Origin of the sequence: Siminovitchia acidinfaciens (assembly GCF_003605385.1) — a bacterium.
Classification (GTDB): Bacteria; Bacillota; Bacilli; order Bacillales; family Bacillaceae_C; genus Siminovitchia; species Siminovitchia acidinfaciens.
The window spans coordinates 218,341-241,757 of record NZ_QYTV02000001.1 but is presented as its reverse complement, the minus strand read 5'-3'; the positions used below and the strand labels follow the sequence as shown (position 1 = coordinate 241,757).

The window sequence follows — 23,417 nt, the reverse complement described above, 5'->3', positions numbered from 1 at the left end:
GCAGACTATTTAAAAAAATGTCAACGCATGATATATTCGGAATATATAAATAACAAATAGGAGGAATTGCTTTGCTTGCACCAGCTATCGGTTCTCTTATTAAAAGTTTTGTAGAAGAGGTCATCATTCTAAATAAAAACCACAAGATTATTTGGCATGATACAAATCCGGATCTGTCAAAAAGCATAGAAATAGGAATGCCAATCTCCCAATTACTCACATCCAAAGAAGTTAGCTTCGAACATAAAGAAATATTTTCTGAAGTGCTAAGCGGTAAAAAATATAGCATCGAAGTGAAAATTTTCGCTTCTGAACAGCCATACATTATTCTTTGCCTTGAGGATTTGGCGAATCTCATAGAAAACAAGAGCAATCGCCTTTATTGCCTTGAAAGAGTAATCGACTCCCTTGATGAGGGGGTAATGATGAGCAACTTGAACGGGGATATTGTCCTGTATAATGACGCACAGGAAAAAATGGAGGGATTGAACAAAAGCCAGGTTATTGGGAAGCCGCTCTGGACTGCGTATAATTATAATCCACAAAACTCCGAGCATAAACACGTGTTAAAAACGGAAAAGCCCATATTTTCACGATACAGAGCCCACTCAAAAATTGATGGTGTTCCCCGATATGTAAATTACAGTACTTTCCCCATCCAAAAAAACGGGGAGACCATTGCTGTATTTTCAATCAGCACTAACGAATCCCTTCTAAAGGACAGGCTTCACCAAACAATCGAGGAAAAAAGGCATACTGTTGACAACCAGGTAGAAAGGATTGATTCAAGCAACGGGACTACGTTTACATTCGAAGATATTAAAGGAAGAAGCCTCGTTCTAAAAAACTTGATCAAAGACGCACAAAACATTGCAGTGCACAACGCAGATGTTTTAATTGTGGGTGAAACAGGCACTGGAAAAGAGCTTTTTGCCCAAAGTATGCACAACCACAGTCAGCGGGCAAATAGCCCATTCGTGGCTGTCAACTGTGCGGCCATACCGGAAAACCTCTTGGAAAGTACGTTATTCGGAACAGTGAAAGGGGCTTTTACTGGGGCAACCGATCAAGCGGGATTATTTGAATATGCAGAAGACGGCACGATCTTTCTCGATGAAATTAACTCCATGTCGATGACATTACAATCCAAGCTAATGAGAGTTTTACAAGAAAGGCTTGTCAGAAGAGTCGGTTCGAACGATACCAAGCCTATCAATTGTACGGTCATCAGCGCATCAAATGAAGATCCTGAAATACTGTTTTCGAATGAAAAAATGAGGCTGGACTTATTTTACCGAATTGCCAGGACAAGCCTGTATATTCCACCGTTGCGGGAGCGGCCGGAGGACATCCACTTTTTTATCGAGTATTTCCTCCAGCGTTACCAGGATAAGTTTTCAAAGGTCGCACCACCAATGACTGAAGCATTGCGAAGAATGCTTCTTCAATATAGCTGGCCAGGAAACACCCGGGAGCTTGAGCATTTAATTGAAAACCTGATGATTCGTCTCAACGATAACGAAAAAGCCATCGATATAGAGCATTTGCCCGTCTTTATGAGAGGAAAAATACAAGCTGTCGAGACAAATAATCAAGAAGATACAAAGGAAACAACACCTTTTAAATCGTTATTTACTTCCTCAAAGAAACATTATATAACAGCTACTTTGGAGCAGACTGACTGGAACATTTCCGCCGCAGCAAGAAAACTTGGAATCAGCCGTCAAAGCCTCCAATACCATATTAGAAAACATAAACTTGTAAAACCAACCTGAATTCATAAAAACAGCCGAGCAGAGACTGATTTTTGTTGTCTACTTATGGCGGACGGATAAAAAGGTGAAAAGTATTGTGCTGAAAACTGGAAATACGGCTTTCGTCTCCTTTTCCTTACCTTTTTCTCATACGCCACAATTTCCTTTATAATAGAAGCAGTTTAAGTAAAAGGAGTTGGCGACGATTGAAAATCCTAGTTGTCGATGACGATCCGCATATTTTAGAGCTTGTAAATATCCATTTGACACAGGCTGGTTATAGCGTTTTAAAAGCATCAAACGGCTTGGAAGCACTTGCCCTTTTAGACGGTGAGTTTCCGGACCTTGCAGTTGTCGACGTGATGATGCCAGGAATGGATGGTTATACACTTACGAAAAAGTTAAGGGCTGAAGCGGATATTCCTGTGCTGCTGTTGACAGCCAAAGGAGAACTCGAAGACAAGGAAAAAGGCTTTCTTGCTGGTTCAGACGATTACCTTGTTAAGCCTTTTGAACCAAAGGAACTTCTTTTCCGGATCAATGCCATTTTGCGCAGATATGATAAAGCCGTTGATATGCTGATTGAGGTTGGTCCTTTGAAAATCAACAGGCAAAGCTACGAAGTGTCTGCCGGTAAAAAAATGATTCTGCTGCCGCTTAAGGAATTTGAATTGCTGTCCCTGCTTGCTTCCCGCCCCCATCAGGTATTTACCCGCGAGGTGTTGCTCGAGCGGGTTTGGGGCTTTGATTATGAAGGTGATGAGCAGACGTTGAATGTACATATAAAAAGACTCCGCGATAAATTGGAAAAGCTTGCTGAAAATGTAGTCATCTCTACAGTCCGGGGTGTTGGCTATAAATTAGAGGTTGTAAAACCATGAAATCCCTTTACAGCAAATTCGTTATCTTTACACTTGGAACGATGATCATGAGCGGACTGATTGCTTTTTTGGCCGTCAACACCTATTATCACCAGCAGCTTAAAGGAAAAAATGATGAAAAAAACATGTCGATTGCAAAATCTTTAGCTTCATACATCGAATCCACTCAAGATTTGAATTTAGAAAGCTTTCTTGAAACGCAGGCTGCAGCGGGCTATAAAATATTTGTCATAAACGATCGGCATGACACCGCCGGGTATGGAGCAGCTTTTCGAGTTAACAATCTCTCAGAGGACGCTATTAACCAAGTATTGGATGGTGGAGTCTATCACGGAATGAGGGATCTTCCCAGCGAAACATTTGTCACGGGGTTTTTCTCCGACGAGCTGGCGAATACGGTTGGTGTCCCTTTCCAATATAACGGGACAAACTATGCCCTTTTCCTCCGCCCCGACATTAAATTCCTTTTTACTGAGGTCCATTATTTGCTTGGCGGAATGGTTGTAGTAATGGCGATTATCAGCGTTTTGGTCATGCTGATTGTCGCAAAAATGCTTATTGATCCAATCACAAAATTGACTGTGGCTGCAAAAAAAGTAGGCGAAGAACAATACGCTGCGGAGCTTGACATCCATCGCCGTGATGAAATCGGACAGCTTGCCCATACTTTCCAAACGATGACAGAGAGGTTAAGTGAAAATGACCGGATGCGCAAAGAATTTATCAGCGATGTCTCGCATGATTTCCAGTCGCCGCTTTTAAACATCAAAGGATATGCGGAGCTGCTGACGGACAGCAACCTCCCCGAAGCGGAGCGAAAAAATTATGCAAAAGTCATTCAATCGGAAACGGAACGGCTTTCTACTTTGACAAAGCAGCTGATGCTTTTAACCTCGTTGGATCAGCTTGTCTCCCCGCTCCGAAAGAAAGCATTCAAACTTGATGAGCAGTTAATGGAAGTCATTCGCAGGCACAGATGGCTTCTTGAGGAAAAAGAAATGTCCCTATCTACAGACCTTGACGAAGTGGAATTTCAAGGCGATCCTGCCTTCCTCGAAAAGGTATGGGAAAACCTGTTATCCAATGCATTAAAATATACCGAGGCAGGCGGGTCAATCGAAATTACACTTACTAAAAGAGCGGATAAAGTAACCGTGAGCTTTTCTGACACCGGCATCGGAATTGATGAGAAGCATATGGAACGGATTTTCGATCGTTTTTACAGAGTGGACGAATCAAGGACAAAGCAGATTGCTGGAACGGGGCTTGGGTTGTCGATTGTCCTACAGGTAGTTAAGCTCCACGGGGGCAGGATCGACGTACGCAGGAATGAAGAAGAAGGTGTTACATTTATTGTGACATTGCCGGCCTCCCCATTCACCGAAAACTAAAAAGCTTGTAGTGAATAAGAGCTTTCTCTACAAGCAAAGGAGGTCTTACTCGATCTCGTTCGTCAGGCTTTCCATCGTCGGCTCATCCATTGGGCCGACAATTTTTTGTGCTATCTTTCCGTTTGTATCGATAATATAGCTTGTGGGTATGGTAAAGGCTTGATATTGCATACCAATATCCCCATCCTCGTCTAAGAGAATATCAAAGGTAAGACCATATTCTTTTTTAAATTTATCTATTTGCATTTTCCCATTGTCCATACTCGTCAAGTTCACGGCCACTATTTCAATGCCTTTATCCTTGTTTTTTTCATAAAAGCTTTGCATATGAGGCATCTCAGCCCTGCAGGGCGGACACCATGTTGCCCAAAAATTCAAGATTACTTTTTTCCCTCTATAATCGGAAAGTTTTACTGTTTCACCGCTTAATGTAGCTAATTCAAAGTCGGGTGCCAGCTTTCCTTCTTTTACTTGCGAGAGATCCACGCCCGGAACATTTTCGTCCTCTGATGTCACTTCCTCCGTTTCAGTATTCGATTTGTCTTTGGAAGCCTCTTTTTCAACCGGCTTCCACAAATTGACGGCTACAATGGCAATGGCCAGTATGATAATTGCAACAGACAAAAAATTTTTATTCAAGTCATCATGCCCCCTTATCAGCTTTCATACCTAGAATAAATACAATCGAGCCCATCCAGATAATGGTCAATGATTCCAACGAAAAAAAAGAATTAAACAAGCTGATGATCAATAGCTCAAGGAATACGAACAGCAGGAACATTTGACTGGATATCAGGATTTTTTTCATTTTTTGTAATAGGAGAAGGAAACCGAATAACAATACAAGGTGGATGAACATCTCCAAGCTGCTTTTTTCTAAAAATCCTACTATCACTTGATAACTAATAAAGTAGAGCAGAAAAAGCCTGGAACTTTCTTCATATAAAAATGGGAATCGCTTTAATGCGACCAGTAGATAAATGGAAAGTATGACCAACGCAAGAGCATGGCCTTTTTCACCTCCATTGAAATATAAGACCGACATTGGCATGTCTAAAAATAGATTAAAATTAAATACAATATAGCTTAGTTTCCATGAAACAAAATAATAGAAAAAGCCGTTCCAGTACCAATCCTCAACCTTTTTACCCATAACAGCCCAGTTAAAAAGGGATGCAACAAAAAGTGCCCCTACAACGGCAATCCAAACAGCCGGAATTGCTAAACTGCCGACTTGGAAATAGGTCAATTCTTACTTCCATTCAAAGGGGTACATTCAATGCTGAACTTGACATTAATTGACTGAATGACTGACTGGATCATCCCACAATTTTTCAGCACTAAATGGGCCATCTTTTCTGCTTGCTGCGGAGTAATTGGATCTTCCGTATAAACACGGGCCGAAAAAGAAAGCTGTTCAATCCGATTCGCCTCTTCGGGATTTCTAACCGCTGTAACTTCCATTTTGATGTTTTCAAATGTAATTCTTCTTTTTGTTAAAATGGTACGAAGCAGGATTCCGCTGCAGCCGGCTAATGAAGAAACAAAAAGCTCGTATGGGCGGTAACCGTCTGTTTCATTCGGTGCCACAGCAATTTCTCCAAACCCCAGACTGCCTTTAATATGGTTATTTTCAATGGTAAATTCCATCTCATCACTCCTCTCAAAATCATGATAATTTGTATTTGTTAAGGAATGATTAAAATGTCAATTCAAAGGAAGCTTTATCCAAAAAGTATGGCAGGTGCCATTTGTCTTGATTCCGACCTTGCCGCCATGGGAAGCAATAATACTTTTGGTGATGGCAAGCCCAAGACCTGCACCACCGGTTTCCGTGCTTCTTGATTGTTCCAATCGGTAAAAGCGCTCAAAGATAAGTTCTTTTTTTTCAGGATCAATAAATTGACCAGTATGTGAAAAGACAATGGTGTATGTTTCATTTTCCACCGATCCGTTCACGGTCAATGTCTCTTCGGTATTATAATCAATAATATTTTGAAGTATATTTGTAATAGCCTGCTTGAGGCCGTCCTGATTCCCCAGTAGTTCCGCTTGTTCAATATGAATATCAATGTTTTTAAAATTGTTTTCCAGCTTCAATTGGAAAGTCGTAACCACCTTGGCCAGCACTTCATTGACCATTACTGGATGAAACTCCTTATCCGAGAAAAAGTTCCCATCATCCCACGAATTCAATTCTGTTATCATTTCGACAATTCTTGTAATACGCTGGGATTCTTCGAGCAGTGAACCAAATAATTCGGAATCCCCTTCTATCACCTCATTTTGCAAGGCCTCAAGATATCCGTTTATATTTGTTAAAGGAGTACGAAGTTCATGGGCGATATCGCGAAGCATTTCCTCCCTTTGTTCCTGAACTGCGTAAAGGGTTTCGGTCATTGAATTGAAACTTTCAATCAACTCTTTCATCTCGCCAGATGTTCTTACATCAATGTTGCTTGGGATGCTGCCTTCCCTTACCAATTTCGCCGCAGCTGATAAAGATTTAATGGGACGCATCATTTTTCTTACTGTAAAATAGTGAAACAGCCCCACTATAATAAAAACAACTATTCCAACTTTCCAAAGAAATCCGTTCAAGGTGTCAACAAGAGCCTGTCCCGTGACTTGTTCCGAATTAACCAAAAAACAAGCATAATCCTTAACGGATATGCCTGCGACAAGAATGACGAGCAAAATAACAAAACTATTCAGGGCGATAAGTCTTGACAAAAGGTTGGAAAATCTTTTAAAGAGCCACAAATTTATACCCCATTCCACGTACGGTTTGAATATAATCCTTAGGCGTTTTGTCTTTTATTTTTTCACGTAAATTTTTAATATGGACATCAATCGTTCTGTCTGATACAGCTTTTTCATTGTTTTCATAGATAAAAGAGAGGATTTGTTCCCTTGATAAAATTTGATCAGGATGCTGCATGAATATATGAAGAAGCTTAAACTCGAAATGGGTTAATTCAAGCTGTTCGCCGTTGATTAACGCCTCTCCTTTTGCCGGCTTGATCGTAAATCCGATAAAGCTCAGCTTACCACAGCGGCTCGCCGTCCTTCTAAGCACCGCTTCGATACGGACCATTAATTCTCCAGGGCTAAAAGGCTTGACAACATAATCATCTGCACCTAATTTGAAGCCTTTGATCCGGTCTTTTTCCGAAACTTTTGCTGTCAGCATAATGATCGGCATCATGCTTTTATACTCCTCTCGAACCCATCTGCATATTTCTTCACCACTGATTCCGGGAAGCATGAGGTCAAGAATTAAAATACATGGATCCATTTCCTCTATTTTTTCCTTTGCTTCCAAGCCATTCGTCGCTTCTATCACTTCATAACCTTCTCGTGTCAAATAGATTTTTACGAGGTTGCGTATCTTTGGATCATCCTCTACAATCAAAACCGATTTTCCAATTAGATTTTTATGCAGCAAGCGCGCTCCCTCCTCCTTATTAAAAGAATAAGTTATATGATGCCAGCCAGGCACTAATTTTCTGCATTTGCCCGCTTAAGACGAGGAACCCCAGCATAACCATGATCATGCCGTTAACAAATGCCAGCTTCGGTAAAAACCTATTAATTTTCCTCATTGCTTTCAATGAATAGGAAAGAACAATGGAAATGAAAAAAAATGGGATAGCCATTCCAAGAGAATATGCAGCTAAAAGAAAAACACCCTGGCTTAACGTTTCTGATGAACCTGCTAGCAACAGTATGGAGGAAAGAGCCAGTCCGACGCAAGGAGACCAGCCTGCTGCAAAAGCCATTCCCAATAATACGGAACTAAATATATTTTTTGATCCGTGTTCAGCTTGAATTCTTTTTTCTCTCATAAGGAATTTAAATTTTAATAAACCTGCCATCTGCAGGCCAAAAACAATAATGAGCAGGCCGGCAAACTGCATAATGATGATCCGGTAATTCGCCAAAGCCTTCCCGATAAAGCTTGCCGAGGCCCCAAGCGCAATAAAAATGAGACTGAATCCAATAATAAATCCGATTGAACGGGTATAAAGTTTCGTTCGGTTGACCTGAATTTTAGCATCTTCAATCCGCCCGCCTGTCAAATGGGTGATATAGGCAGGCAAAAGGGGAAATACACATGGGGAGAAAAAAGATAATACGCCCCCCGCCAGTGCAAAAAATACTCCGACGTCATTCATCGATCCTCACTCCTTTTTCAGTTTCATTATGGAAGTGAATTGTTAAAGTTTGATTAAGATTGGCACCTCATTTTTTATCAACAATCTGTTTCAAATTTGCAGAAATTAACTTTTGTAACCTCCAGTTAATGTTGCGTTCATGTTCGGGCATTAGGATAAACGTATAACATGAACAAACTAGGAGGAACGAATGATGTCTCAAGAAAAATGGAGTATCCGGTTGATTCGTATTGCGGCGATTTTTGGGTTGATAGGAACAGTGCTGGGATCGCATATGGCCGGTTCCGGATCCTATGCATTCCGCCCTGTCCACGCGCATATCCTTTTGGTAGGGTGGCTGTCGATGTTTGCCTGGGGAGCGTTTTATAAAATGTTTAAAGTACGTGCGAAAAAGTTGATCACCGCACACGGCTGGACAGCAATCCTTGGTTCCATCGGGTTGACGGCAGGCATGTGGTTCCAGTTTATTCAGCCTTTTGGCGTCAATAAAGTCTTTTCTTTGATCTTTTATATCGGAGGCGGAAGTGTTCTTCTGATCAGTTTTGTATTATTCATTTTCGTCACATTCCTCACTGAGAAAGATGTGAAACAATAATGGAAAAGGGAATGTTAAAAGGCAGCCGCCTCTGGTGGTTTTCACTGGTGGTCTGGGTGGCGCTGGCAGGCATCTTATCAAGTTTTGCCCCTGGCGCCAAAGATTTTGTCGTCGCGAATAAGGACGCGGGATTGCCTGCAGATGTCGAGTCCATCGTTGCCGACCGGCAATTGGAAAAACATTTTCCCGCTGACGGAGGACTGCCGCTATTTGCTGTTTTTTCAAAGGAAGACGGCTTAACGGATGAAGATACATTGGCATTTTCAAAAGAAGTTGAAGGCTTGAAGGTTGATAAAAAATTCGGGGACATTGAACCGCTCCCTTTATCCAACATGTCTCCGGATGTGCGAAATTCATTTCTCTCTGAAAATAAAAGAACATTTTTCATCCCCATCACATTGCCCGAAAACTTGGAAGGCAATGACCTGCATGCTGCAGTGGAACAAATTAAAAAGCAGGTATCTATTGCTGACGATGTGAAGCTATCCTGGACTGGACCGGCAGGCATTGCGGCTGACGCGGTGGAGCTGTTCAGCCGTGCGGATGTGGTTTTATTGCTGTCAACGGTCGGATTGATTTTAGTATTGCTTCTATTAATCTATCGTTCACCGCTGCTGACGTTTATTCCGCTTATTGGTGCTGCCATCGTTTACACGGTTGTCGATAAAGTGATCGGGCTGGCAACAGAAGCGGGATTGTTTGCCATTGACAGCCAGGCGGTTTCCATCATGACCATTCTTTTATTTGCTGTAGTAACCGATTATTCCCTGCTCATTTTCTCGCGTTACCGCGAAGAGCTTCGCACCCATGAGAAAAAAGATGCTGCGATGCGCGAAACGATGCGGCATGTAAAAGAACCGATCTTTTTCAGCGGCAGCACGATTGTCCTAGGGGTGGCAACTTTATTCTTCGCTCTGTATGAGCCTTACCGGAACTTTGCCCCCGCCTTTGCGATTGCTGCAGGCTTCATGCTTATAGCCGGGCTCACGCTGCTTCCAGCGTTATTCGCAATTGCCGGCCGAAAAGCCTTTTGGCCTGTCATTCCGAAGTTCGGAGATGAAAAAACTGAGAAAAAATCGATTTGGGGGAAACTTGCTGACAAGGTGACAAAGCGTCCGGCGGTTTTTCTGATTCCAATCATGCTGCTTTTAGCGGTTGGCGCCTGGAATACCACAAACCTTGAAGAGTCTTATGATTTGATTGCATCCTTCCCCGAGGATCTATCTTCACGAATCGGTTATGAACAGTTGGGTGAAGATTTTTCAGAAGGAAGCCTTGCACCGGGCACCATGCTGTTTGTTTCCAGCGAAAAGCTGAAGATGAAAGACGTCCAGTCAGCCATTGGAGAGTTTGAAAAAATAAACGGCGTGGATCAAGTTGCCGCCACCGGCCATCCACTGTCAGAAGACGGAAAGGCGGCCAAGTTTTCTATCCTTTTCAAAGGCAATCCATATGAACAGCAGGCTTTTGATGCAGTAAAAACAATCCGGTCCAAAAGCGACACCATCTTAAAAGATGCCGGATTAACAGATACAAAGATATTAGTTGCTGGAGAGAGCGCCAAGAATGCGGACCTTCGCGATATCAACAAGCGTGACACGATCGTCGTCATGGTGTTGATGACCGTGCTTATTTCCATCATGCTTGGCATCCAGACGCGGTCTGTCATTGCCCCTATCTATATGATGGGAACGATTCTCCTTTCTTACGCAGCGACCATCGGCCTGGCACTGTTCCTGTTTAAAGTCATTCTGGGACTCGATGGCATCAGCTATCGAATTCCGCTATACTCTTTTGTTTTCCTGATTGCGCTCGGCGTTGACTACTCGATCATGCTGATTGCACGTATACGGGAAGAACTTAAATCAATGTCGTTCGTCGATGCTGTCAGAAGAGGAGTCGATCGTACAGGAGGCGTCATCAGCTCTGCGGGGTTGATCTTGGCCGCAACCTTCCTTGTCCTTGCAACAATGCCGATTTACGAACTGAAATTGTTCGGCTTCATCATGGCACTTGGAATATTGATCGATACATTCGTCGTCCGTCCATTGCTCATCCCGGCCATCTTAACCCTCCTTGGAAAATGGAGTTTTTGGCCGAAAAAAATGCCTGAAAAAGTGCCTGTCACTTCCCGGGTTTTGTCGAAATAACAAAACAAACCGTCACTCCATCCTTCGGAGTGACGGTTTTATTATTTCAAACTTTACGTTCTCCTCGTTTGTTTTCAAACTGCTCAGCCGGAAGGTCATCATCAAGCTGACCTTGTGGAGACCTAGCATCAGAAGCCCGCCCAGGACTTGATCAATTTTCGTATTCATTTGAAATGGAAGCAAAGAATCCACTTGGCCGGCAGGGATACATAATTCCAGAATAAGCTGATTTAAGAGGGGACTGGCATTCACTTCACTTATTAATCCATTCACAATAAATAGCAGACAGGCTGGCATTAATAATATACCGCTCCACCATGAATACCGCTTCTTCTTATCTTCAGAGCCGGTATCAGATGCAGTGACGGGAAGCCACATCAAAAAAGACAGAACGAGCAATATGAAATTGAATCCTGCATGGATTGCTGGTTGACTGAAAAGAAATGATAAAACCGGGGGTAAATGATAGAGAAAGAACAGGATTGAAAAAATGATGAGAGCTATAAACGGAGAAAATGACAGCATTTTTAGTATGTTGGACGTCTTGATTTTTTGGATGACCCCTGCCGGGATTCCAAGCAAAAAAAGAGGTGGAATAACAAAATAAAGAATACTCATCTGTATCATATGCGTACTGAATGATGCATGACTGATTACATATAACGGACTTCCCATCAGCAAGTAAAACAAACCGATACACATGAAAAACAGCCAAGGCTGAATGGGTTTAATTTTCAAGTCCTTCTTTATGAAAAAGCAGTAAATGACCGAAATACACGCAAGAACCATTAAAAGCGGCATATTCCATGTAACCATTCCTCCCAAAAAGTCCATGGCTTTCCCCCTTTCAACTATTTCCCCGTACTTATTTATTGTATGGCACAGCATTGCAGCTTATCACAGCGAACAAAATATACTGGAACCCATTTTTAAGTATTTTCATAAAAACACATTGACTTTAGACCGCTAACGTTATATGGTTAATTACACAAGTAACTAACCAACATGGTGGTGAAGCAGTGAATAGTTTAATTGATGATGGCCGTCCAATTTTTATTCAAATTGCTGAACGCATTGAAGATGACATCCTTTCAGGCGGACTGGCAGAAGAAGCTCAAGTCCCCTCAACCAACCAGTTTGCAGCATTTTATAAGATCAATCCTGCTACTGCCGCGAAGGGAGTAAATCTATTGGTGGACGAAGGTATTCTTTACAAAAAGCGGGGGATTGGCATGTTTGTGGCGGAAGGTGCACGTGCAAAGGTCATTGAAAAAAGGAAAGAGCTGTTTTTTGAACAATATATCGTTGCGATGATTCATGAAGCGAAAAAGCTTGGAATCACAACCGATCAACTGACTGAAATGATCCGGAGAGGAGATGAGCACAATTGAAGAACATTGTTGAGGTTAGTCAATTGGAGAAGTCATTTGGAAATTTTAAAGCAGTTCAAAACGTTAACTTTTCCATTAAAGAAAATAAAATTTACGGACTTCTTGGCCGAAATGGCGCTGGAAAAACAACACTGATGAAAATGATCACGGCACAAATTTTTCCTACAAGCGGCGTCCTAAAGGTATTCAATGAAGACCCTTATGAAAATAGGAAAGTACTGAACCAAATATGTTTTATCAAAGAAAGCCAGAAATACCCGGATAATTTTCTTGTCAGGGATGTGATTGAAGTATCAAAATCATTATTCCCAAACTGGGACCCCGATTTTGCACATTCGCTTATCAAGGATTTTAATCTGCCCTTAAAAAGGAGAATAAAAAAATTGTCGCGCGGAATGTTGTCGGCTGTAGGCATCGTTGTCGGCCTTGCCAGCCGTGCACCGCTGACAGTTTTCGATGAACCTTATTTGGGGCTGGATGCTGTTTCTCGGGGGGTTTTTTACGATCGGTTAATGGAGGACTACGTGGAACATCCGCGCACAGTGATCCTCTCCACTCATTTAATCGATGAGGTCAGTAATTTGCTGGAGCATATATTTGTGATTGCGGACGGTGAGCTTATGATCGATGAAGACGCGGAGAAACTCAGAGGGATGGCTTACACGGTTACCGGCCAATCAGCCAAAGTCGAAGCTTTCCTTGCCGGAAAAGAAATTGTCCATAAGGAACCGTTCGGAGGATTACTCTCAGCCACAGTCATCCGAAGTGATTACGGTCCTGAACAAAAACAAGCGGAAGCAGTTGGTCTTGAAGTGACACCGGTTTCGCTGCAGCAGTTAATCGTCTATCTGACAACCGGGAAACGCGACTCAAAAGGAGCGGTGGCCAAATGAATATTCAAAGCGTAGTAAACATTCATAGAAAAGATAGATGGAGTTGGATCTATATTCCGGCGCTCATTCTCTCTTTAAGTTATTTCGTCAATCTGCTTGTCAGCCTACTGATCAATAATGATGAAAAGTTTTATACGGGCGGAGTAACCTCCATTTTTGTATATGTGCTAGTGCTGGGAATCATGGTGGTCGCCCAATCCTTCCCATTTGCGGTCGGAATGTCCGTTACTAGAAAGGATTACTACTACGGGACTGCATTTATGGGCCTCGCAGTAAATTTCATCATTGCCGCCTTGATGTGTATTTTTGCCTACCTTGAAAACATGTCTAACGGCTGGGGAGAGAGATTCCATTTTTTCCACTTTCCCTACCTGAATGACGGTACTTTCTTCGAGCAGCTGATCATGTATATGATTCAATTAACCTTTTTATTTTTTCTAGGATTCTTGATTGGAAGCTTTGCCCGACGATTTGGCGGGAAAGGTATGTTGCTTTTATCGTTGGGAGCTTTTCTGATCGTAAGTATCGTCGTATTCCTGTTCCATCAATTTCATGTTTGGTCCGATATCTTCCAATGGTTCAACTCCCAAACTGCGGCCGGGCTATCCTATTGGCTTCTACCGTTTATTTTGTTCAATATGGCTGTCTCGTATATACTGCTTCGAAAAGCTTCAATATAAAGAACTGGAAAAGACATGCCTCGGATTCGGTCCTGGGCATGTCTTTTGATAAAATTTCAGTCTATTCGTTGTACGGCATCTGGGGCTGGAACACAATCTTGTTTGCCCATGCTGATTTTTCTTGTTACAGATAATCCAATTGTTCCCAGCAGGACAACTCCGCTCGTAATGAAGATTGTAATTTTTGCCGAAAATACATCTGTCAGCACTCCGCCAAAAAAGGGACCAATAATTGCCGCAACGGCAAAAAAAATATTGAACAAACTGTATAAAGCCCCATATGAGCTTTGATCTCCGTCACCTTGTGTATCTCCCAGCATGGTTAACGTGGGTGATACCGCAAGGCCCATGCTCCCTCCGAGAAGCGCTAAGGCAATCACCAATTGTAAGGTAGATTGAGCAAGGACAACAAAAGGCAGGAATAATCCTCCTAGTAACAAACCAATAAGTACAACCCGGCTGGGTGTATATTTAATTACCAAAGAGCCCGATATTGGAGCCATGATTCCGTATGCTAATGTAATCACTCCAAACATCAGGCCAATGAAAATTGAGTTTCCACTAAAGGTACTGGATAAATAAATCGGCAATATAGGTTCAAGCATCGTCAGGGTGCCCTCGCTTACTACCATGATCATCAAGATCCAAATGACCGCAGGCTGCCTTAACAAATCCAATGGCTTCTTTGATTTCTGAATGACAGGCCGCTTTTCATCTTGTAAATAGATCAGACCAAAGACTGTAGTAATGAGCAATAGCACTGAAATTGTATAAAAAGGTGCGAGATATCCTCCGAATTCAACAAGAAAACCGCCAATCGGTGCTCCAAGCAGTGTACCTGCAGACATACTGGTCATGGCAAATCCCATGACCACCGCCCGTTCCTTTTTTACAAAGAGATCTGCCAAGAGGGCAAGCGCAGCTGTCCAGGTTGCTGCCGAAGCGATGCCTTGCAATCCTCTGGCAATAATCAGCATTTCAAAATTGATGGGATGGGAAAACAGAATAGTTGAGGCTGACATTCCGATCAATCCAATAATAATTGGCTTCTTTCTCCCAATCCGATCTGTCAAATTGCCAAAATATGTAGTAGTCAACAATAAAGTAACTGAATAGCTGCTAAATAAAATACCTATCATGGTGGACGACGCTTCAAATGTTCCTTCATAATATGGTGTCAGCGGAATAATGACGCTGTATAACAGCATATCTAAAAATATTATAGCTATGGCAAACGTTAAGCCCAGCCTTTTTTTTGTGCTCATCTGTTTAAAAAAATTCATCTTCGCACCTCAATAAAAATTTGAAAACTATTTTAGTTTTCCTGGTTTATTTATGCAAAAAAACAAGATGGAAACTGCAGATATTTATTGCTCCGCATTTTCTGCAACCATTCCAAACAATAAAACATTCACGATGCCTTTCATCGCTTCTTCCACTGTTATTCTATTTTCCCAAATGAACCGCCGATCCAACGTAAGATTCGTAGAATCAATGACCAGCCGCATCAGCAGCTCAATATTTTGATCTTTAATGAGGCCTTCCTCAACGCCCTGCTCCAGAAGCTTTTTTAAAGCCTCCCACTCATATAAGGAGTTATTCATTTTTTCCCATTGTTGAGGGTAGTACTTTTTCATCTCTTCCAAGATTTGCAGATCATAAAACTCATCGTATTTCGGAACAACCATAATAGCAGCTTTAATTTTCTCTAAGATTGTCAGGCTGCTGTCTTGAACGATGGCTTCCGTTTTTTCATCAAATTCTTTAATCGTCAATTCTATAATAGATTCCAAGATTTCTACCTTCGATGAAAAATGTTCATATAACGTACGTTTACTGATGCCCAAACGGCCAGCCAAGTCATTCATCGTAAACTTAATGCCTTTGTCTTTCACCTCATCAACAAAGGCCTGCATAATTCTGTCTTTCATAGAAATATCCCTCCGAAAAACTAATTAAACCGAAATAGTTTTATAAGTTTAATTATTGTCACATATTATACAGGGAAATAAACCTTGCCGCAAGATGCAATTAGGCCAATAGAAAAAACCCGGTAATAGATTCTTAATCCGTTACTGGGGTTTGAGGTGATTCAATCTTAAAGTTCAAAACTTCCTATGTATGATAATTCGATGATGTGTAATGTAGGAAACCAGGCCAATTACAACAATAATAATGACGGCTCCATTGGCGGCTGTGTTTACAATGTTTACCTGAGGTACTAATACGTCCATATAGTTGATCCATCTCGCTAACCACGGGTCCTTAAATATGGCTGTAATGGCATTTTGGGCAATAAAACCTCCGGCAACTATATTAATCCAAGGAATGGTTGCGGCCAGTTTAATGATCAGCCGTAAAAAATATAGCGAGATTAAAAGGCTGCCTAAAATCCCTAATGATATAACCGCCAACTGGTCGGAAATATTTGAAATGATCAGGACACCATCCCAGCAAATTAAAAAGTCAGTTGCCGCCAGAGCAGCCAATATCTTTACTTTTTTGAATGACGAACGGCGCGAAGGCCTGAAAGTTTCTGCACCATAAATTAGCTTTGTAACAAGTTTAAATGAAATAAAAAGCAAAATTACCCCTGTCACCAAATGAAACAGCGGAACGTTGGACAGCCCCTCTACTAACCCGACATAAACTGTTCGTGTGGATGTCAGAAGTACAGCCGCCAGAAAAGTCACTTCCAAATAGGAATGCTTTCGCAATATTGCTCCGAGAATCAGCATATTGTCAATATCGCTTACAAGTGTCATCAAGAACACTTGAAGGAAGTCCTGGATCATATAAGCCTGATCTCCTTCCATACGCCTTACCACTATTTGTATGTGGAAAAGCCCGGTAAATTCCCCAAGAGGAGACTTTTGCCAGTGTATAGAAAAGAGCCCCGCTATGGTTCCCAGTTTCAATTATTGGACAGATTCATACGGCTTTTCTTCTTTTCCTTTCACTTTATCAATTTTATCTACAAACATCTGAAAAACTTTTTTCTTTTCTTCAAGATCTTTTATTTCTTCTTTTAACTTGAAAAACCTTTGTTCAAAAGGTGTATGATAAAGCTCACGGATGTTTTGAATAATTTCTTCATTTACAGTTGATTGTATAACCTGTTTGGTAATACTGAATTTATAGGAATAAACACGAAGTTCCCGGTTTGTTTCTTCATATCTTTTATCTATTTCAATTAATAATTCGCAAATTTCTTCCTTCCATTCTTCCAAAGACTTTTTTATATATTCCTCCATGTTCAATCTCCTTTTATCATCTATAATACGTAGGCAGAGTAATAGGCCATCTTACATTTTACCAATGAAACTTTTCAGCTTCATTTCTATAAAATTACAACGTATGTAAATTTGATGAAAAAGGGGTTACAATTATCTCAGCTGTTTGGCAAATGTTCGATCTACTGTATTTTGCAACCCTAATAAAGGATTTTTGAAAAAAATTTGCCCGCAGGTTTAAGCCTGCGGGCAAATTTATAATCATTGGCTAGCTCCGGCGCTCAGCCCCTCGAGGTCACAAGCCTTCAATGAAGCAAAAGTGCTCCTGCGCCATAGCTTATTCGAATAAGTCTTATTCAGCTCGTCGCAAAGCTGCATGGATATCTTCAGAGAAGCTTCTCAAGATGCTTTCGAGTAACCTGCTAGGCTGACATATGCCTCTTGGGAATCGTCTTGTGCTTGTCGGTGCTGGCGAAACTTTGGCTCTTCTTATTTCGCTATTGCTTTTTCATATGCTGTAATTTCATCTTCCAATTGCAATGTCAATGCAATTTCATCCCAGCCGTTCAAAAGCATTTGGCGGCGGTATGGATCGATAGAGAAGGAATATGTTTTTCCATTCTCTGCCTCAATTGTTTCTGTTTCCAGATTGACAGTGATCTGAAGCGGCTTTTCTTTGCCGTCTTTAAGCAATTCTTCCACTTCGGATTCCTTCAATTGGATAGGCAGGATGCCATTTTTGAAGCAGTTGCTATGGAAAATATCAGCAAAGCTTGTTGCAATGACAACGCGGAATCCATAGTCCCCCAATGCCCAAGGAGCGTGCTCACGGGAGGAGCCGCATCCAAAGTTCTCGCGGGCGACAATAATTTCGCTGCCTTTATATTCGGGTTTGTTCAAGACAAAGTCGGCTTTTTCTGTGCCATCGTCATTAAAACGCCAATGGTAAAATAAATATTGGCCGAACCCAGTCCGTTCAATCCGTTTTAAAAATTGTTTCGGGATGATTTGGTCAGTATCAACGTTCACGCGATCTAACGGTGTAATAACGCTTGTTACTTCTTTAATCGGCTTCATGCGTGAACCTCCCCTTTCATCAAATGCCTCACATCAACGAATCTGCCTTCTACGGCTGCAGCTGCTGCCATTTCCGGGCTGACTAGATGTGTACGGGATGCGTTCCCTTGGCGTCCTTCAAAGTTCCGGTTGGATGTAGATGCGCATCGTTTGCCTGCAGGGACCTGGTCCGCATTCATCGCAAGACACATGCTGCACCCTGTCTCACGCCATTCAAATCCGGATTCAAGGAAGATTTGATCCAGGCCTTCCTCTTCAGCCTGTGCTTTTACTGTACGGGAACCTGGTACAACGATCGCTGTTACACCTTCGCTTACCTTTCTTCCCTTCAATACTTCCGCAGCGGCTCTCAAGTCTTCAATGCGGGAATTCGTACATGATCCGATGAACACGTATTGAATGTCCACATCTGTCATCTTGGCACCACCGGTTAGACCCATATACTCAAGTGCCTGTTCAATCGATTCTTTTTCGGAATTGCTCGCCGCATTTTCAGGAGATGGAATGCTCTCCGAAATTCTGACACCCATGGAAGGATTCGTTCCCCATGTAACAAACGGCTCAACTTCATCTGCATTGATCTCGATGACTGAATCATATTCAGCATCATCATCGGATGCGAGCTGTTTCCATTCTTCCACCAATTTCTCATATTCTTCACCGGCCGGAACATGCTCACGGCCTTTCAAATATTCGAAAGTCGTTTCATCCGGGCTGATGAGACCAGCTCTTGCTCCGGCTTCGATAGACATATTACATACAGTCATGCGCTCTTCCATTGTCAACTTGCGGATAGCTTCACCTGTATATTCCATGACATGGCCTGTTCCCACGTCAACACCATGCTTGGCAATGATAGCAAGGATCAAGTCTTTCGCAGTAACGCCGGCACCAAGTTCCCCGTTCACTTTGACTTGCATTGTTTTCGGCTTTTGCTGCCATAGGGTTTGCGTAGAAAGAACGTGCTCAACTTCACTGGTCCCAATCCCAAAAGCGAGGGCGCCAAATGCACCGTGTGTGGAAGTATGACTGTCTCCGCACACGATTGTTTTACCAGGCTGTGTTAAGCCGAGCTCAGGACCGATTACATGGACAATCCCCTGATCAGGATGACCCATACCAGCAAGAGGCACTCCAAATTCTGCACAGTTTTTCTCCAATGTTGTCATTTGCTTCTTCGCAATTGGATCTGTCACTTCTTCGTTCGTTCTAGTCGGAACGTTGTGGTCCATCGTGGCAAACGTAAGATCAGGTCTTCTCACCTTACGGCCGTTTAGACGCAATCCTTCAAACGCCTGCGGAGATGTTACCTCATGAACAAGGTGAAGATCGATATAGATGAGATCCGGCTTTGCTTCCTCACTATGAACAACATGTTTTTCCCATATTTTTTCTATAATTGTTTTGCCCATCTTCCTCACCTCACGAATACGCTGCTAAAATATGGTCTGAAACTAATTCACTTTCAATTTCGTTAATGACTTTTTCCGTCATTTCCGTAGTAGTCAACACTTTTCCACCAAGGGATTTAAATTCTCCCGTGCTAAATCCGTCTTCAAGTACTTTTTTGACTGCTTCTTCAATAGCATCAGCTTCTTGAGTCATGCCAAATGCTGTTCTAAGCATCATCGCACCGGATAAAATGGCTCCCAATGGATTTGCTTTATTCTGGCCTGCAATATCCGGAGCAGAGCCGTGTACCGGCTCATAAAGCCCGAATCCGTCCGCACGAAGGCTTGCTGATGGAAGCATCCCAAGTGAACCGCAAATGACCGAGGCTTCATCGCTTAAAATATCGCCGAACATATTTTCAGTTACAATTACGTCGAAAGAAGCTGGAGAAGTAATCAACTTCATTGCTGTCGAGTCCACAAGCATATGCTCGTATTCCACATCAGGGTATTCGGCTGCAATCTCTTCGACAATTTTGCGCCATAGCCTGCTTGATTCCAACACATTGGCTTTATCTACTGAGGAAACTTTCTTTCTCCGCTGTTGCGCCATTTCAAAAGCAAACCGGACAACGCGCTCAATTTCTTCGCGTTTATATACTAGCGTATCCACTGCTTCTTCATCTGTGTGGTAGCTCGGTTCTCCAAAATAAAGGCCGCCTGTCAGCTCCCTGACAAATACCAAGTCGACGCCTTCTGCAACTTCCTCCTTCAAAGGAGAGGAGGCAAGCAAAGTTTTGTATGCTTGAACGGGTCTTAAATTCACACTTAATTCAAAGTGCTTCCGAAGTTGAAGAAGCCCTTTTTCCGGCCGAAGTTCCTTTGGGTAATGATCCCATTTCGGACCTCCGATTGCACCAAGTAAAATTGCATCACTTTCCTCGCATTTCCTGATTGTTTCTTCAGGAATCGGGTGGCCGGCCTGATCAAGGGCTGCTCCACCGAGTACGCCGTGCACCCACTCAAATTCGTGATGAAAGCGACGGCCGATTGCATCCAAAACAGCCGTTGCAGCATTTGTTACTTCTTTTCCAATTCCGTCTCCAGCGAGTACAGCTACTCGTTTCTTCATCCCGTTTTCCTCCTAATTTTAATTTTTACATTATTTATCATACTGTTGATTTTCGCTTCGGGCGGCCGCCTTCCGCTTCAATCAACGTAACTAAATTAAACTGTCGTTGAAATAAGCTGTTTCATTTTTGATTGAAGCAAGCTTCTGTTAATTGCATTTAAATAAGCTTTCGCGGATGCTTCGAGTACATCCTGAGCTGCTCCTCGGCCTGTAAATTCTTCGCCGTTAAAAGTCAAATTGATGACTGCTTCTCCTAGAGCATCCCGGCCTTTGCCAATGGAAGAAACCCTGTAATCCAATACATGGACCTTGCCGTCGATAATCCGTTCTAATGTATTAAAGATGGCTTCCACGCTTCCCGCTCCGTTGCAGGCATCCTCTTGGATTGAACCGTCAGGAACTTTGACGCGGGCAGTGGCCATCGGGCTGTCTTCTGTTCCATAATGGACCTGGACGGACTCCAATTCGTAAACAGGAGCATCAGAATCCTTCAATTGCTGCTGTGTCAAAATTGTCCACAGATCTTCGGAAGTAATCTCTTTTTTGCGGTCAGCCAATTGCTTGAATTCCTTGAATGCCTGGTTAAGTGCATCCTTATCAAGATGGAATCCCATGGACTTAGCCCGGTCATTGAATGCATGACGTCCGGAGTGTTTTCCAAGGACCAAGTTGTTGGATGTCTCACCAATCAATTCAGGAGTAATGATTTCATAAGTTGTCGGCTCCTTCAAAACTCCGTCCTGGTGAATACCGGATTCGTGAGCAAAAGCATTCTTACCGACAATGGCTTTATTCGCTTGAATCGCCATACCCGTCAATTGGCTGACAAGCTGGCTTGTGCGTTTGATTTCATTCAATGTCAAATTTGTTTGAACATTATAAGCATCTTTTCTTGTATAAAGAGCGACGCCTACTTCTTCAAGTGCAGCATTTCCTGCTCTTTCACCCAAGCCGTTGATCGTTCCTTCCACTTGATCCGCGCCATTTTCAATAGCGGCAAGTGTATTGGCTACTGCCATTCCCAAGTCATTGTGACAGTGAGAAGACAATTTCACTTGATCGACATTTGGAACATTGTCTTTCATGTATTTGAACATAGCCCCATATTCATGAGGTGTTGCATATCCGACTGTATCAGGAAGGTTGATGACAGAAGCTCCGGCTTTAATTGCCTGTTCAACGATATGGGCAAGAAATGCGGGATCGGAACGGAATGCATCTTCAGCGGACCATTGGACAATCGGGAAAAACTGTTTGGCATATTTGATTGATTCAACAGCTGTTTCCACGACTTGCTCGGGCGTCTGTTTCAACTTATATGTCATATGGATCGGCGAAGTCGCAATGAAGACATGAAGCCTTGGGCATTCAGCCACTTTAAGGGCTTCCCAAGCTGCATCGATGTCGGATTTGACTGAGCGCGCCAATCCGGTGACAGACGAGTTTTTGATCGTGGAAGCAATCTGTCTGACTGCATCCAAGTCGCCAGGAGAGGCGGCGGGGAATCCCGCCTCCATTACGTCCACTCCAAAGCGCTCCAACTGCTTCGCTATTTCAAGCTTTTCGGCAGTGTTTAAATTGACTCCCGCCGATTGCTCTCCGTCACGAAGTGTTGTATCAAAGATGTCAATTTTTCTCACTAGTTACCACTTCCTTGGCAGCTTTCTTTTTGCCAGCTTTGACGAATGGCATCATTTCACGAAGCTCTTGACCAACTTTTTCGATGAGGTGCTCGCTTTCACGTTGATTGATTGCGTTAAATTCAGGTCTGTTCAATTGGTTTTCAAGCAACCAGCCTTTTGCAAATTTACCTGTTTGGATATCATCCAAGATGTCTTTCATGCGCTCTTTTGTATCAGCATCAACTACGCGTGGACCAGATACGAAGTCTCCCCATTGTGCTGTATCGGAGATGGAGTAGCGCATGCCAGCCAATCCGTCTTCATACATAAGGTCAACGATCAATTTCAACTCATGCAAGCACTCGAAGTATGCAACTTCAGGCTGATATCCAGCTTCTACAAGTGTTTCGAAACCAGCTTTTACAAGAGCTGTAGTTCCTCCGCAAAGTACTGCTTGCTCTCCGAATAGGTCTGTTTCTGTTTCTTCTTGGAAAGTTGTTTCCAAAACGCCAGCTCTCGCGCTTCCGACTCCTTTTGCATAAGCTAAAGCGATGTCTCTTGCATTTCCTGTAGCATCTTGGTAAATAGCGAACAATGCAGGAACGCCAGCACCCTCTTGGAATGTACGTCTTACCAAGTGGCCAGGTCCTTTAGGAGCAACCAAGAATACGTCAACGTTTGCCGGAGGAACGATTTGGCTGAAGTGAACGTTGAATCCGTGAGCAAATACCAATGCTTTTCCTTCTGTCAATTCCGGTTTGATTTCATTTTCGTAAACTGCTGTTTGTCTTTCGTCTGGAAGAAGAATCATGATGATGTCCGCTTGGGAAGCTGCTTCTCTTACAGAGTAAACTTCATGTCCGTCTTCTTTTGCTGCCTCCGCAGATTTACCTGGTCTGATACCTACGATTACGTCAAATCCGCTTTCTTTCAAGTTGCTTGCATGTGCATGTCCTTGGGAACCGTAACCCATGATTGCGATTTTCTTTCCTTGTAGTACTGCTTCATTGATTTCATTATTGTAGTAAACTTTTGCCATTTCTAATACA

General features: G+C 42.6%; 24 protein-coding genes. 8 read left to right on the top strand and 16 right to left on the bottom strand.

Going from position 1 to position 23,417, the window contains the following annotated elements:
• The first annotated feature begins 71 nt into the window (after positions 1 to 71).
• The 3 genes from D4T97_RS01110 (at position 72) to D4T97_RS01100 (ending at position 4,026) form a co-directional block, all read left to right on the top strand.
• Positions 72 to 1,775: a sigma-54 interaction domain-containing protein gene (locus tag D4T97_RS01110; RefSeq protein WP_235872117.1), complete on the top strand. Its 1,704-nt coding sequence runs from the start codon at positions 72 to 74 to the stop codon at positions 1,773 to 1,775.
• Between the two features lie 185 nt (positions 1,776 to 1,960).
• A complete protein-coding gene (locus D4T97_RS01105; RefSeq protein ID WP_126046826.1) occupies positions 1,961 to 2,635 on the top strand; it encodes a response regulator transcription factor in 675 nt (224 codons plus the stop codon).
• Positions 2,632 to 4,026, top strand: coding sequence for a sensor histidine kinase (locus tag D4T97_RS01100; protein ID WP_126046824.1), 1,395 nt, complete (start codon positions 2,632 to 2,634; stop codon positions 4,024 to 4,026). Before D4T97_RS01105 ends, D4T97_RS01100 begins: the two co-directional genes overlap by 4 nt.
• 45 nt (positions 4,027 to 4,071) lie before the next feature.
• On the opposite strand, the gene D4T97_RS01095 is transcribed toward D4T97_RS01100, so the two are convergent.
• The 6 genes from D4T97_RS01095 to D4T97_RS01070 are packed head-to-tail and all read right to left on the bottom strand — an operon-like array spanning position 4,072 to position 8,204.
• Positions 4,072 to 4,665 (bottom strand): peroxiredoxin family protein, encoded by a 594-nt coding sequence (locus D4T97_RS01095; protein WP_126046822.1) that lies wholly within the window; start codon positions 4,663 to 4,665, stop codon positions 4,072 to 4,074.
• Between the two features lie 4 nt (positions 4,666 to 4,669).
• Entirely contained in the window at positions 4,670 to 5,275 is a 606-nt protein-coding gene (locus D4T97_RS01090) for a hypothetical protein (protein ID WP_126046820.1), read from the bottom strand.
• Positions 5,272 to 5,676 (bottom strand): OsmC family protein, encoded by a 405-nt coding sequence (locus D4T97_RS01085; protein WP_126046818.1) that lies wholly within the window; start codon positions 5,674 to 5,676, stop codon positions 5,272 to 5,274. The genes D4T97_RS01090 and D4T97_RS01085 overlap by 4 nt, the downstream gene beginning before the upstream one ends.
• A 57-nt stretch (positions 5,677 to 5,733) precedes the next feature.
• Complete coding sequence (locus D4T97_RS01080) at positions 5,734 to 6,789, bottom strand: sensor histidine kinase (protein ID WP_126046816.1); 1,056 nt, start codon at positions 6,787 to 6,789, stop codon at positions 5,734 to 5,736.
• The gene (locus tag D4T97_RS01075; RefSeq protein WP_126046813.1) at positions 6,776 to 7,474 is read right to left on the bottom strand and encodes a response regulator transcription factor; all 699 of its coding nucleotides are present in this window, start codon (positions 7,472 to 7,474) and stop codon (positions 6,776 to 6,778) included. Before D4T97_RS01075 ends, D4T97_RS01080 begins: the two co-directional genes overlap by 14 nt.
• A gap of 19 nt (positions 7,475 to 7,493) precedes the next feature.
• On the bottom strand, positions 7,494 to 8,204 hold the full coding sequence (locus D4T97_RS01070) for a cytochrome c biogenesis CcdA family protein (RefSeq protein ID WP_126046812.1): 711 nt from the start codon (positions 8,202 to 8,204) through the stop codon (positions 7,494 to 7,496).
• Between the two features lie 193 nt (positions 8,205 to 8,397).
• Between D4T97_RS01070 and D4T97_RS01065 the strand changes: the two genes are divergently transcribed.
• Complete coding sequence (locus tag D4T97_RS01065) at positions 8,398 to 8,799, top strand: hypothetical protein (RefSeq protein WP_126046810.1); 402 nt, start codon at positions 8,398 to 8,400, stop codon at positions 8,797 to 8,799.
• Positions 8,799 to 10,949 carry an MMPL family transporter gene (locus D4T97_RS01060; protein ID WP_126046808.1) on the top strand — a complete coding sequence of 717 codons (2,151 nt, stop codon included), beginning with the start codon at positions 8,799 to 8,801 and terminating at the stop codon, positions 10,947 to 10,949. Before D4T97_RS01065 ends, D4T97_RS01060 begins: the two co-directional genes overlap by 1 nt.
• 12 nt (positions 10,950 to 10,961) lie before the next feature.
• Here D4T97_RS01060 and D4T97_RS01055 read toward each other — a convergent pair whose 3' ends face one another.
• Positions 10,962 to 11,783, bottom strand: coding sequence for a cytochrome c oxidase assembly protein (locus tag D4T97_RS01055; RefSeq protein WP_164525416.1), 822 nt, complete (start codon positions 11,781 to 11,783; stop codon positions 10,962 to 10,964).
• Between the two features lie 185 nt (positions 11,784 to 11,968).
• Between D4T97_RS01055 and D4T97_RS01050 the strand changes: the two genes are divergently transcribed.
• From D4T97_RS01050 to D4T97_RS01040, 3 genes are read left to right on the top strand one after another with little or no spacing between them, the layout of a single operon-like run.
• Positions 11,969 to 12,340, top strand: a complete 372-nt coding sequence (locus tag D4T97_RS01050) for a GntR family transcriptional regulator (RefSeq protein ID WP_126046804.1) — start codon at positions 11,969 to 11,971, stop codon at positions 12,338 to 12,340.
• Positions 12,337 to 13,233 carry an ABC transporter ATP-binding protein gene (locus D4T97_RS01045; protein WP_126046802.1) on the top strand — a complete coding sequence of 299 codons (897 nt, stop codon included), beginning with the start codon at positions 12,337 to 12,339 and terminating at the stop codon, positions 13,231 to 13,233. The genes D4T97_RS01050 and D4T97_RS01045 overlap by 4 nt, the downstream gene beginning before the upstream one ends.
• On the top strand, positions 13,230 to 13,913 hold the full coding sequence (locus D4T97_RS01040; protein WP_126046800.1) for a hypothetical protein: 684 nt from the start codon (positions 13,230 to 13,232) through the stop codon (positions 13,911 to 13,913). Before D4T97_RS01045 ends, D4T97_RS01040 begins: the two co-directional genes overlap by 4 nt.
• Positions 13,914 to 13,969: 56 nt before the next feature.
• On the opposite strand, the gene D4T97_RS01035 is transcribed toward D4T97_RS01040, so the two are convergent.
• From D4T97_RS01035 to ilvC, 9 genes are all read right to left on the bottom strand, one after another.
• Entirely contained in the window at positions 13,970 to 15,196 is a 1,227-nt protein-coding gene (locus tag D4T97_RS01035) for an MFS transporter (protein WP_126046797.1), read from the bottom strand.
• Positions 15,197 to 15,280: 84 nt separating this feature from the next.
• The gene (locus tag D4T97_RS01030; protein WP_126046795.1) at positions 15,281 to 15,844 is read right to left on the bottom strand and encodes a TetR/AcrR family transcriptional regulator; all 564 of its coding nucleotides are present in this window, start codon (positions 15,842 to 15,844) and stop codon (positions 15,281 to 15,283) included.
• Positions 15,845 to 16,018: 174 nt separating this feature from the next.
• Positions 16,019 to 16,729 carry a TerC family protein gene (locus D4T97_RS01025; protein ID WP_164525415.1) on the bottom strand — a complete coding sequence of 237 codons (711 nt, stop codon included), beginning with the start codon at positions 16,727 to 16,729 and terminating at the stop codon, positions 16,019 to 16,021.
• 102 nt (positions 16,730 to 16,831) lie between these two features.
• Positions 16,832 to 17,167: a hypothetical protein gene (locus D4T97_RS01020; RefSeq protein WP_126046791.1), complete on the bottom strand. Its 336-nt coding sequence runs from the start codon at positions 17,165 to 17,167 to the stop codon at positions 16,832 to 16,834.
• Between the two features lie 468 nt (positions 17,168 to 17,635).
• Positions 17,636 to 18,223: a 3-isopropylmalate dehydratase small subunit gene (leuD, locus tag D4T97_RS01015; RefSeq protein ID WP_126046788.1), complete on the bottom strand. Its 588-nt coding sequence runs from the start codon at positions 18,221 to 18,223 to the stop codon at positions 17,636 to 17,638.
• Positions 18,220 to 19,635: a 3-isopropylmalate dehydratase large subunit gene (gene leuC / locus D4T97_RS01010; protein ID WP_126046786.1), complete on the bottom strand. Its 1,416-nt coding sequence runs from the start codon at positions 19,633 to 19,635 to the stop codon at positions 18,220 to 18,222. The genes leuD and leuC overlap by 4 nt, the downstream gene beginning before the upstream one ends.
• Positions 19,636 to 19,645: 10 nt before the next feature.
• Positions 19,646 to 20,746: a 3-isopropylmalate dehydrogenase gene (leuB, locus tag D4T97_RS01005; protein WP_126046784.1), complete on the bottom strand. Its 1,101-nt coding sequence runs from the start codon at positions 20,744 to 20,746 to the stop codon at positions 19,646 to 19,648.
• Positions 20,747 to 20,841: 95 nt separating this feature from the next.
• Positions 20,842 to 22,386, bottom strand: coding sequence for a 2-isopropylmalate synthase (locus D4T97_RS01000; protein ID WP_126046782.1), 1,545 nt, complete (start codon positions 22,384 to 22,386; stop codon positions 20,842 to 20,844).
• Complete coding sequence (gene ilvC, locus D4T97_RS00995) at positions 22,373 to 23,407, bottom strand: ketol-acid reductoisomerase (RefSeq protein WP_126046780.1); 1,035 nt, start codon at positions 23,405 to 23,407, stop codon at positions 22,373 to 22,375. The genes D4T97_RS01000 and ilvC overlap by 14 nt, the downstream gene beginning before the upstream one ends.
• Positions 23,408 to 23,417: the final 10 nt, after the last annotated feature.